This is a genomic window from Actinomycetota bacterium, assembly GCA_004297305.1.
Classification (GTDB): domain Bacteria; phylum Actinomycetota; class Actinomycetes; order S36-B12; family FW305-bin1; genus FW305-bin1.
Genome location: SCTR01000006.1, coordinates 593,024 through 604,198, shown reverse-complemented (window position 1 = coordinate 604,198; position 11,175 = coordinate 593,024). Strand labels below are relative to the sequence as shown.

At 68.1% G+C, this 11,175-nt stretch carries 10 protein-coding genes and 1 pseudogene; 8 read left to right on the top strand and 3 right to left on the bottom strand.

Annotation, left to right across the window (positions count from 1 at the left end; translation table 11 throughout):
• On the top strand, window positions 1-1,467 hold a 1,467-nt coding region (locus EPO13_05700), incomplete at its 5' end, for an HNH endonuclease (protein TAK70423.1).
• Here EPO13_05700 and EPO13_05695 read toward each other — a convergent pair.
• The 3 genes and pseudogenes from EPO13_05695 to EPO13_05685 form a co-directional block, all read right to left on the bottom strand.
• Window positions 1,361-1,786 (bottom strand): annotated as a pseudogene (locus tag EPO13_05695) (pentapeptide repeat-containing protein). The gene EPO13_05700 and the pseudogene EPO13_05695 overlap by 107 nt on opposite strands.
• Entirely contained in the window at window positions 1,531-3,273 is a 1,743-nt protein-coding gene (locus EPO13_05690) for a polysaccharide biosynthesis tyrosine autokinase (protein ID TAK70422.1), read from the bottom strand. The pseudogene EPO13_05695 and the gene EPO13_05690 overlap by 256 nt, the downstream one beginning before the upstream one ends.
• A 122-nt stretch (window positions 3,274-3,395) precedes the next feature.
• Window positions 3,396-4,382 (bottom strand): GDP-L-fucose synthase, encoded by a 987-nt coding sequence (locus EPO13_05685; GenBank protein TAK70493.1) that lies wholly within the window; start codon window positions 4,380-4,382, stop codon window positions 3,396-3,398.
• Window positions 4,383-4,602: 220 nt separating this feature from the next.
• Between EPO13_05685 and gmd the strand changes: the two genes are divergently transcribed.
• The 7 genes from gmd to EPO13_05650 are packed head-to-tail and all read left to right on the top strand — an operon-like array spanning window position 4,603 to window position 11,141.
• On the top strand, window positions 4,603-5,586 hold the full coding sequence (gene gmd, locus EPO13_05680; GenBank protein ID TAK70421.1) for a GDP-mannose 4,6-dehydratase: 984 nt from the start codon (window positions 4,603-4,605) through the stop codon (window positions 5,584-5,586).
• 4 nt (window positions 5,587-5,590) lie between these two features.
• Window positions 5,591-6,661, top strand: coding sequence for a glycosyltransferase family 1 protein (locus EPO13_05675; protein ID TAK70420.1), 1,071 nt, complete (start codon window positions 5,591-5,593; stop codon window positions 6,659-6,661).
• A complete protein-coding gene (locus EPO13_05670; protein ID TAK70419.1) occupies window positions 6,658-7,911 on the top strand; it encodes a hypothetical protein in 1,254 nt (417 codons plus the stop codon). Before EPO13_05675 ends, EPO13_05670 begins: the two co-directional genes overlap by 4 nt.
• 1 nt (window position 7,912) lies before the next feature.
• Complete coding sequence (locus tag EPO13_05665; GenBank protein TAK70418.1) at window positions 7,913-8,653, top strand: hypothetical protein; 741 nt, start codon at window positions 7,913-7,915, stop codon at window positions 8,651-8,653.
• A 28-nt stretch (window positions 8,654-8,681) separates the two neighbouring features.
• Window positions 8,682-9,518 (top strand): glycosyltransferase family 2 protein, encoded by an 837-nt coding sequence (locus EPO13_05660; GenBank protein TAK70417.1) that lies wholly within the window; start codon window positions 8,682-8,684, stop codon window positions 9,516-9,518.
• A complete protein-coding gene (locus EPO13_05655) occupies window positions 9,508-10,041 on the top strand; it encodes a putative colanic acid biosynthesis acetyltransferase (GenBank protein ID TAK70416.1) in 534 nt (177 codons plus the stop codon). The genes EPO13_05660 and EPO13_05655 overlap by 11 nt, the downstream gene beginning before the upstream one ends.
• On the top strand, window positions 10,038-11,141 hold the full coding sequence (locus tag EPO13_05650) for a glycosyltransferase (protein TAK70415.1): 1,104 nt from the start codon (window positions 10,038-10,040) through the stop codon (window positions 11,139-11,141). Before EPO13_05655 ends, EPO13_05650 begins: the two co-directional genes overlap by 4 nt.
• Window positions 11,142-11,175: the final 34 nt, after the last annotated feature.

The following is an 11,175-nucleotide window of genomic DNA, read 5'->3' as shown; positions in this document are numbered from 1 at the left end:
GGGTTGGGGATCTTCCCGTTGCCTCGCCCCGCTGATCCGGAGCTGCTGGGCGCCGGCCTGCCCGACATCACCTCGACGACGACCAGCGAGGAGGCCGACAACTGCCGGACCTGGGCGGACTCCGAACTCGCTGCTGCCCGCACCATGACCATGATCGCAGCGGGCGCCGACCTCGAAACCGCTGAGACCCTGTGCAGCTACGGCCGGGCCACGTTGCGGACGTTGGCCGAGGGCCGACTATCGCCCTACAGGGCGAGGATCATCGCCGCCACTCTCGCCGGACACACGGCGGCCGCGGCACGCATCGAAGCCCACGTGCTGCCACAGGCCACCCGCCAGACGAGCGCTCAGCTGCGCCGAGCGCTGCAGCGGGCCGTCGTCCGGTTCGATCCTCCGACCGAACCGGAGGTCCTCGCCAACGCGAAGCTCGAACGGTCGGTCAGTATGTGGCCACTGCCGCATGACATGGCAGAACTCCGGGCCATCCTGCCGGCCGCGGATGCTGTGGCCATCCTCACGGTGCTCGACGCGGCCAACCACGCCGCCCGATCAGGACGTACCTCCGCAATCGACGTCGCCGATTCCAACGGCAACGGCAACGGCAACGGCAACGGCAACGGCAACGGCAACGGCAACGGCAACGGCAACGGCAACGGCAACGGCAACGGCAACGGCAACGGCAACGGCAGACTCGACCACGAGCGCTTCGGCGATCACAAGGGTTCGAGCGATCGCCCCGGTGACAGCGGTCGCCCTGGTGACAGCGAAGGAAGCGATTCCCGTGACCGTGACGGCCGATCCCGCGACGAGCGGACCGCCGACCAGCGGCGCGCCGATGCACTCGCTGCCCCGTTCTGGCATGCGTTGCGCACCGGGATTCTCGATGGTGACCAACCGGTCTCGCTGGGGAGCGCCAGCGGCGAGCCCGTCCGGGTCCGGGTCGCCATCCCGGTAACCACCCTGCTCGGACTCAGCGACGAACCTGGCGAGCTGACCCGCTACGGACCGATCCATGCCGACACCGCACGCGCGGTCGCCGGCGGCGACGCAGAGTGGGTCCGCATCCTCACTCACCCGGTGACCGGGCGACTGCTGCACGCCGAGGCCGACACCTACCGACCTCCGGCTGCGATGCAACGGCACGTTCGCGAGCGCGACCGGACCTGCCGCTTCCCCACCTGTCAACGCGCCGCTCATCACGCCGACCTCGATCACATCATTCCGTGGCCGGAAGGCCCTACCGCAGAATCGAATCTGGCCGTGCTGTGCCGACATCATCATCAGTTCAAGCACCACAGCGGAGCGCGACTGGAGCAGCTGACATCCGGTGCCTTCCGATGGCACATGCCCACTGGTCACATCATCGACGTGCCCGCCGAGGCCTATACCGGACACCGCGACGGTCAACTGCTGTCGTCAACGGCCGCGGCGACGACCCCTGACCGCATGTCGTACGAGGCCAGCTAGCCGTAGCGTTCGGTCTGGCCGGGGCGTCGGCGGCAGCTCGGGTCCGGGCAGTTCTGTTCTTCGTCAGAAGCGCGGCGGGACAGTGGGCGGTTCGCTCTTGCGGCGCAACAATCCCGACCGCGACGGTGCGCTCACCGGCGGGGCCGACGGCGGGCCGGTCGGTGCGGCCTCCGGATCCCTCGTCCGACCGGAGGACGGCGTACCGGAGGACGGCGTACCGGAGGACGGCGTGCTGGAGGACGGCGTGCTGGAGGACGGCGTACCGGAGGACGGCGTGCTGGAGGACGGCGTGCTGGAGGACGGCGTGCTGGAGGACGGCGTACCAGGCGACTGGGCATCGGACGACTGGGCAGGTGACCGGTCGGTCCCGGCGTCGGCACCGATCCGGGCTACTCGGGCCCGTTCGGCGCGCCGCTTCTTACGCTGCCGACGCGACAGTGGCTTCTCGCCGTAGTACGTGTAGCCGTAGCCATACCCGTAGCCGTAGCCGCCACTGCGCTTGGTCGGGACGAAGTTCAGCACCGTCCCGAGCACCCGCCCACCGACCAGGCCGAGCGCGGCCAGCGCCTGCGTGACCTGATCACGGGTGGTCTTGCCGTGCCGGACCACGAGCAGCGACCCGTCAGCCAGTGAGGTGAGCACGGCCGCATCAGTCACCGGCAGTACCGGTGCAGCGTCGATGATCACCAGATCGAAACGCGCTCGGAGCTCGGCGAGCACCGCCTTCATATGCCGGGTGCCGAGCAACTCCGACGGATTGGGCGGGACCGGACCGGAGGGCAACACGTGCAGCAGGCCCCGGTTCCAGGAAACGAGAGCCGAGTCGAGACTGAGCTGGCCGGCCAGCACGTTCGTCAGCCCGATCGCGTTGTCGATGCCGAGGTACGACGTCACCCGGGGTCTCCGCAGGTCGCCCTCGAGCAGGCAGACCTTGGCACCGGACAGCGCCACCGTGATGGCCAGGTTGCAGGCGGTGGTGCTCTTGCCCTCCTCCGGCAGCGCCGAGGTGACGACCACGATCCGGGGCGGATTGTCGACGTCGACGAACTGCAGATTGGTTCGGATCCCCCTGAATGCTTCCGATCGCGGCCCGGTCTGATCCAGTGCCACGAGCGGGTTCTTCCGCGAATCCGGCGCGTAGCCGACGACTCCGAGCGGCGCCGCCTTCGTGAGTTTGGCGAGGTCCTGGGGAGTCTTCACCGTGTTGTCGAGAACGTCGCGGACGACCGCCCAGGCAATACCGAGGGCCAGGCCGACCAGAAGGCCGAGGATGAGATTGATCGTCCGCTTGGGCGACGACGGCGCCTGCGGCACTTCAGCGGGGTTGACCACCGACACCTTGACCGGGGGCGCACCACCGGCGAGCGTAGGCTCCAGGCTCTCGATGACTCGACCGAGCTGGGCTGCCGTCGCGTTCGCCAGTTGCGCTGCCCGCTCCGCGTTCCCGTCGCTGGCGGTGACCTCGAGCAGCACCGTGTCCAGCGGATTGCCTGCGGTCACCTTTCTCGCCAGACCCGCGATATCGGTATCGAGCTTGAGTTGATCGATAACCGGACCGAGCACCTGCGGACTGCTCACGATCTCGGTGTAACTCTTCACGCGCTGCAAGGTGAACTGGGAACCCTGCAGGACGCTGTTGTCCGACGTACCGGAGGTCCCGATGGCGACGAAGTCCTGTGCGGTCGCCGTATAGATCTTGGGGCTTTGCACCGTGATGCCCCAGGCAACGGCCACTCCGAGGACGGCGAAGATGACGATCGACAGCCAACGCTTGCGCAGCAGGCGCAGGTAGTCGCGCAGTTCCACCCGACAGTCCCCTGGCTTCTCGTCGCACGTGGCGTGACTCGGTCGCCAGTGCGTGGTGTGGCGGGAGTGACTCCGCCCCGGACGGGCCTAGCCTACGGCGAACACCGCTGAATGGTCGGTGGTCACGACGACTCACCCGGTGAGCGGAACCAGGCGTACGTCGAGGCGATGCCCTCCCGCAACCCGATCTGTGGCTGCCAGCCCAGCGCTCGTAGCCGCGAGACATCAAGCAGCTTGCGGGGCGTCCCGTCCGGCTTGCTGGTGTCCCATTCGACCTCTCCGGCGTACCCGACGAGGTCCGCCACGGTGGCCGCCAGTTCCTTGATCGACAGATCAGCTCCGACACCGACATTGATCGGCTGCGGGTCGTCATAGTGCTCGAGCAGGTGAAGTACCGCCGCGGCGAGATCGTCGACGTGCAGGAACTCCCGGCGCGGACTCCCGGTGCCCCACAGCGTGACGCTTGGTGCGCCGCTCAGTTTCGCCTCGTGGAAGCGTCTGATCATGGCGGGCAGGACATGTGAGGTCGCCAGATCGAAGTTGTCCTCGGGTCCGTACAGATTGGTCGGCATCGCCGAGATCCAACGCCGGCCGTACTGCCGGCGATAGCCCTGCAACAGCAGGACGCCAGAAATCTTCGCTATGGCGTACGCGTCGTTGGTCGGCTCGAGTGGCCCGGTGAGCAAGGCATCCTCGCGCAGCGGCTGCGCGGCCAGCTTCGGATAGATGCAGGACGATCCAAGGAAGATCAGGCGCTCGACACCGCAGGCGTGAGCCGCCTCGAACACATTGGTCTGTATCCGGACGTTGTCGGCCAGGAAATCAACCGGATAGCGGTCGTTTGCGAGAATTCCACCTACCCTGGCCGCCGACATCACCACGACGTCCGGAGCCGCCGTCGTGATCGCGTCACGCGCGGCGTCCCGGTCACGCAGGTCGACCTCGCTCGAGCGCCAACCGACGAGGTCGGTGAAGCCGGCGGCGGTGAAGTGTCGCCAGATCGCGGAGCCGACGAGCCCGTGATGCCCTGCGATGTAGACCTTTTGCGTTCGTTGTAGGGAACCCGGCGGCGCGCTGACCGGTGAGGCATCAGCTGTCGTGGCCTCCACCGCACTGGGGTCGGAGCGGCCTGACAGCCCGGTATCGGCAGTGCTGCGGTCGCCGCGAGTGACATCGGCAACAGTGCCTCCGTCGGACAATGTTTCCCCCTCGTGAACAGCAGGTGAGCGACTGGGAGTCTCGGTCCGTTGGGCCCTACCCTAGGGCGCGAGACGACACGGGGCCGTGCCTTCGCTGGTTCGGTCGCAGCCATCGCACGAGGGGACGCCAGTGGCAGCAAAGCGAGCGCTCATCACCGGCATCACCGGGCAAGACGGGTCCTACCTCGCCGAACTGCTACTGCAAAAGGGTTACGAGGTACACGGCGTGATCCGCCGGGCGTCGACGTTCAACACCGCGCGAATCGATCACCTCTACCAGGACCCTCACGACCCGCAGGCCCGGCTCTTCCTGCACTACGCCGACCTCACCGACGGCTCGCGGCTGGTCACCCTGCTGGAGAAGATCCAGCCCGCGGAGGTCTACCACCTCGCCGCGCAGAGCCACGTCCGGGTCTCGTTCGACGAACCTGAGTTCACCGGCCTCACGACCGGTGTCGGGACGACCCGGTTGCTCGAGGCGATCCGGATGATCGGGCTGCAGTGCCGCTTCTACCAGGCCAGTTCGTCGGAGATGTTCGGTGCGACCCCGCCGCCGCAGAGCGAGACGACGCCGTTCTACCCGCGTAGCCCATATGGCGCAGCGAAGGTGTACAGCTACTGGATGACCCGGAACTACCGCGAGGCGTACGGGATGTTCGCTGTCAACGGCATTCTGTTCAATCACGAGAGCCCGCGCCGCGGCGAGACGTTCGTCACGCGCAAGATTGCGATGGCAGCGGCGAGAATTGCCGCGGGCAAGCAGGAGTATCTGTATCTGGGCAATCTCGATGCGGTGCGTGACTGGGGCTACGCGAAGGAATACGTGGACGGGATGTGGCGGATGCTGCAGCACGACGAACCGAGTGACTACGTGCTGGCGACCGGGACCGCCTACAGCGTCCGTGATTTCGCGCAGTTCTGCTTCGACGCGGTCGGCTTGGACTGGACGGACCACGTCCGATTCGACGAGCGCTACGTACGGCCTACCGAGGTGGACGCCCTGATCGGTGACCCGTCGAAGGCGCAGGAACTGCTGGGTTGGCAGCCCACCGTGCTGCCGCCACAGCTGGCCGCCCTGATGGTGGAGGCAGAGAAGGCCTCACTCGTAGGCTGATCGAGTGGACCGCACCGTCGTCGTCTACGAACCCAGTCCAGCCGGCCATCGGCTGATGTACGCCGGGCTGGTCGTCGACCGTATTCTCGCCGACGGCGACCGTCCCGTGCTCGCGACGACCCGGGCTGCGATCGACAGTGCGGCGTTCGACGAGTTCCTCGGCCGGTCGGCAGACCGGCTGCGGCTCATGGTGACGGACGAACCGGTGGGCCAGTGCGTCGCGTTGTTGAACTCCATCGTCGACGCCGTCACGCCGGACCTGATGGTCGTGCCCGACGGCGATCGGGTCGCCGTAGCCCTGGCGATGCGCGGCGGCTGGCATCGGCGAGCCGACCTCACGTTGCTGATCATGCGGCCCGGACCCGCCGGACACGGTCCGGCGAGTTGGCTGCGGAACGTACTCAAACGGACGTTGCTGCTGTCGTTGCGGCGATCGTCGCCGCGATGCCGCGTCCTGCGGCTTGCGCCCGGCACGGCCCCGGCAGTCGACGACTTCGCGGTCCGCGATCCGATCACCTACCGCGCCACGGCAACCCAGATCGACGAACTCCGCAAGGAGTGGGGGCTGGACAGTGATCGCTACTGGTACGCCGTCGTCGGTGCGATCGGTCCCCGCAAGAATGTGCCGTTGATCCTGGCGGCCCTGGCCGACCAACCGGCCGGCATCGGCCTGCTGCTGGCCGGCCGAGTCGAACCAGGGATCGTGCCGGCAGACCGGGCTGCGGCCACGACCTTCGAGCGCGACGGCGGAAAGCTCGTCGTGGTCGACCGGTTCCTCTCCGATGCCGAAGTCGACGCCGCGGTCGGAGCGGTCGACTGCGTCGTTCTCGCCCACTCGAACGACGGATCCAGCGGCCTGCTGGGCAAGGCCGCCGCGGGCGGCACGACCGTCGTGGCGGCCGGAGCGTCGGTCCTGATCGCCGCAGTCGAGTCGCTCGGCCTCGGCGCGACGAGCGGGCTGACCGTCCGCGGCCTCGCCGCTGCCCTGCGTTCGGCACAGCGCCTGTCGGTCGAGCCGCACACCGATCTGGGCTCACCAGCGGAGTTCGCCACCACGCTCCTCGCTCGCCGATGACTGGTCGCGTCGCTCGACGGCCGCCTGCGGCGCAGGCCGTTCCGTCCCCCCGGACGCCTGGGTACCTCGGCCGCACCTCCTGGCTGTTCAGCCTGCGCCTGGTCGCCACCGGCCTGAGCGCGCTGCTCTTCCTTGTCGCGGCGCGAGTCTTGGGTCCCAGTGACTTCGGCCTCGCCGTGACGGTGATCTCGGTCGCCACGGCACTGGCAGCCGTCACCGATCTCGGCAGCACCCAGTCCTTCGCCCGCGAGGCCGGTGCCGGCGGCGATCGGGTGGGCTCCTGGCTGCTGGCGCGCCGGATCCGGCTGGTCAACTTCGCGGTCGCGGTTGCCGGTGGCGTGGCGTACGCCGCGGTGGCGGTCCTGACGGGCCCCCACGAGTTGCTCGGTGCCGCAGTGCTGTCACTGTCCATCTCAGCGCTGCTGATGGCAGAAGGCCTCTTCGTCGCCCGAGCCCTGGTCGCCGGCCAGGTGGTTTTCGGCGGCCTCATCACGGTCGCGGACAAGGTGGCGGCAATCGCCGCCCTCCTCCTGCTGCTGCCCGTTCTGGGCTGGGTAGCACTTCCAGTCGCCCAGATCGCGGGAGCGACGGCCGCCATCGCACTTGCTGCGCCCCTGGTGGCGCCCGAAGTCGGTGTACGCGAGCGACGGCGCGGCCGGCCGGCTCGGGTGCGATCCGGGATTCCCTACGCACTCACCGCGATCGGCAGTCAGCTGCAGAACCTGGAGGTTCCGCTGGTCGCGGCGCTGTCGTCCGCCACCCAGGCGGCGTACATGGGCCTGGCCTCCCGCCTGACCACACCGCTGGCCCTCCTGTCGTCCAGCGCGAGCAGCATCATCGTGACCAGGCAGGCGACGGGTCGTCATCACCTCCGGGAGGCGCGACGCTTCGCCTATCGCGCCGGCGCCTTCGGCGCGACGGTGCTTGTGGTGATCGCCGTACTGCCGTCGGCCCTGTTCGAGGCTGCCCTGGGGCCGCAGTACGTCGACGCGATTCCGGTCGTACGGGTGGTCATCATCGCGGTTGCGGTGAGCTGCTTGAACCAGCCCATCGCCGGACTCCTGCAACGATTCGGGCGGCAGCGTGTCGTCGGCGTCACCGTCCTCGGCGGAACCGTGCTGGCGTTGACCACGGTGATCGTCGTCGCAGCCCCCTACGGCGCATTCGGTGCTGCGTTCGGCATGCTCGTGGCGCAGGTCGTGATGCTTGCGGTCCTCGGTGTCGTCGCTGCTCGGCTGCAGGAGTTCTGAGATGCCCGTTGCCCTGATCCTCACCGCGGCGGTGCAGCCGACGGCAAGCGGCCGGGTGGACAGCGCTGCGCCGACGGTCCGCCTGGCGGAGTATCGCGCGGCCATCTCGCACTGGCTACGACTGTCGGCTGCTGGTCTGGTCAGCTCCGTCACCGTGGCGGAAACCTCCGGCTGGCCCATCGACGACCTCGTGCCGGCACGCCACGACGCCCGCCTCGATGTGATGTCGGTGGCGATACCGTCGCCACTCCTGGCGCGCGGCAAGGGCGCAGCGGAAGCCCACGCTCTCGATGTCGTCATCGGGCGATTGGCCGACAGCGCTGCCGAGGACTTCACCATCTACAAGTGCACCGGACGGCTGTGGGTACGCAACGCCGCGCGGGTGCTGACGCCACTGCCCGCCCGAAGCGTCAGAGTTCGTGCCACAGCGGATTTGTCCTACTGCGACAGCCGCTTCTACGGCGCGGGCGGTCACGCCTGGCGTACTACCCTGAAGGGGCTCGCCGACGAGATAGACGAGGATCGGGGACTGATCCTCGAGCAGGTCCTGGGACAGCGGCTGCGCTGCAGTGCACCTGGCGCCGGGGTCGACGTCGAGCGCTTCGCCGCGCGCCCGGCGTTGGTCGGGAGGTCGGGGACCACCGGCGCAACGTACGACGGCCGCATGGCCCGCCTGCGCGCAGTCGGAGCGGCTCCGCTGGAGGCGGTCTTGCGGCGGTACTCCCGAATCAAGCAGTTCTGATCCGAGAAACGCGGCCACGGTGGAGATGATGAAGAACCGACAACGGATACCGGTGAGCGCCATCGTCCTGACGAAGAACGAGCAGGAGGCGATCGGTGCCTGCATCCGCTCCCTGCACTCGTTCGACGAGGTGTTCGTCGTCGACAGCCGCAGCACCGACGACACCCGCCAGATCGCGGCGGGACTCGGCGCCACCGTCGTCGACTTCTCTTGGGACGGCAAGTACCCCAAGAAGAAGGAGTGGTCGTTGCGCAACCTGCCGTTCCGCAATGACTGGGTGCTGTTCGTCGACGCCGACGAACGGCCATCGGAAGCCTTGGTATCGAGCCTCCACCAGCTGCTGCCCGCCGGCTCGGCACAGCGGCATGCCGCCTACGACCTGCCGGTCTTCTATCGCTTCATGGGTCGGCCGCTCAAACACGGCCATCACGTGGTGAAGCGCGCCTTGGTCCGGCACGCCGACGCCGAGTTTCCGCCCATCGACGACCTCGACGTCACCACGATGTGGGAGGTCGAAGGTCACTACCAACCTGCGGTTCACGGATCGGTGGGCAGCCTTCGCGGGGGCTTGATCCATGACGATCCCGACCGGCTCTTCGACTACTTCAGCCGCCACAACCGCTACTCCGACTGGGAGGCAGCGGTGGCGACCGACCCTGACCTGCGCCGGCAGGTGAACGCCCTGCGGACGTCGCAGGGCTCATTGTTCGCCCGGCTGCCCGCCAAGCCGATCGCCTTCTTCGTCTACAGCTATCTGGCGCGTGCCGGCTTCCTCGACGGCAGAGCCGGATTCGACTACGCCGTCGCATTGGCGACCTACTACTGGCAGATCGATCTGAAGGTGCGTGAAGCCCGTGCCCGGTGACCAGTCCCGTTTCAGCGGTGCAGGACACAGCCGCGGGCGCGGCCTGGTCGCCCAGGCCGCCTGGCACGCCACCAACAATCTGGTCTTCAAGAAATGGTGGTTGCCCGCTCGTGCCCGGCCGGCGATCCTGCGCGCCTTCGGTGCTTCCGTCGGCCACGGCGTCGTGATCAAGCAGGACGTCCGGATCCATTGGCCGTGGAAACTCGCCGTCGGCGACAACAGCTGGATCGGCGAAGGCTCGTGGCTGCATTCGATCGAGCCGATCTGGGTCGGCAGCAACGTCTGCATATCGCAAGCCGCCTTCATCACCGCAGGAAGCCATGACGCGGCGAGTCCGACGTTCGAGTACGACAACGCTCCGGTCAGGATCGGCGACGGATCCTGGATTGCAGCGCGGGCCATCGTCCTGCGTGGCGTGACCATCGGCGAGCGTTCCATCGTTGCCGCCAACACTGTGGTCGCCCGGTCGACCCAGCCCGATGCGCGCGTGCGACCGGACACGGCAACGGCGCCGCTGCCGTGAGAATCCTCGTCGTCACGACCCTGTTGACCGACTTCGCCGGCGCCGGGGGCGTGGAATCGGTGGTGCGCGAACAGGCGCGTGCCCTGACCGCGGCCGGCCACAGCGTGGTGATCGTGGCGGCCACCCCCGGCGGCGCCCCAGCCGACATGGCCGACCTGGACGTCCGTGCCTTGCCGATGCTCGTCGACGTCGACCCTCGCATGATCATTCCCCGGCGACTCGCCGACTCGCTTCGGCTTGCTGCGCGCGACGTCGATATCGCCCACATCCATCTGTGCCGCGACTTCGTGACGACTCGGGCGACGTCGCTGCTGGCCCGACTGGCGATACCGCAGGTCATCCAGGCCCACGGCATGCTCGACTCGCCATCCGGTCTTCTGTCACGAATCTTCGACTCCGCGGCAACCAAGCGGTCGATCAACCGCGCGCGGCTTGCGCTCACCCTGTGGGAACCGGAGGAACAGGCACTGCGGCGACTCGGCTACCGCGGGCGGGTTCTCAGGACCGTGAACTCCGTCGGCGACCTGCCGCCCCGCGACGCGATCGCCCCGCAAGCGCCCACGGTCCTGTTCGCGTCACGAATCGATCGCCGGAAGCAACCGACACGCTTCGTCGAGATGGCGCAGCGAGTCTCGGCGCTCCGGCCCGATGTTCGCTTCGTGATGGTGGGCCCGTCCGGTGATGCCTCGCAGGACCTGAGCGCCGCGATACGGGCTCTGCCGCCGGAGATTCCGCTCGACTACCAAGGTGCGGTTCGCCGCGACGACGTCTTCGACCTGCTCGATCGGGCCTCGGTGCTGGTCCTTCCCAGTGTCCGGGAACCATTTCCGATGGTCGCTGTGGAGGCCATGGCCCGCGGCGTACCGGTGGTGCTGTCACACGATTGCGGTCTGGCAGAACTGGCCGAGCAGTACCAGGCCGCCGACGTGGTGTCGCCCACGGTGGAGAAGCTGACCGAGGCGGTGCTCGCCATACTGTCCGACGGCCGGCTGGCGGCCTCGCTGTCAGCAGCGGGCCTTCGCCTGGTCCGCGAGCGGCTATCGCCGGCGGCACTCGGAGCTGACCTGACAGCGGCCTACCAGTCCGCTCTCGCATCATGACTCGGCTGGTCACCGCCGGGCGGTTCCGCTGCAC

Coding starts and splice junctions, on each gene's coding strand:
- EPO13_05670 (TAK70419.1), top strand. CDS start 6,658: ATGACTGGTCGCGTCGCTCGACGGCCGCCTGCGGCGCAGGCCGTTCCG.
- EPO13_05665 (TAK70418.1), top strand. CDS start 7,913: ATGCCCGTTGCCCTGATCCTCACCGCGGCGGTGCAGCCGACGGCAAGC.
- EPO13_05660 (TAK70417.1), top strand. CDS start 8,682: ATGAAGAACCGACAACGGATACCGGTGAGCGCCATCGTCCTGACGAAG.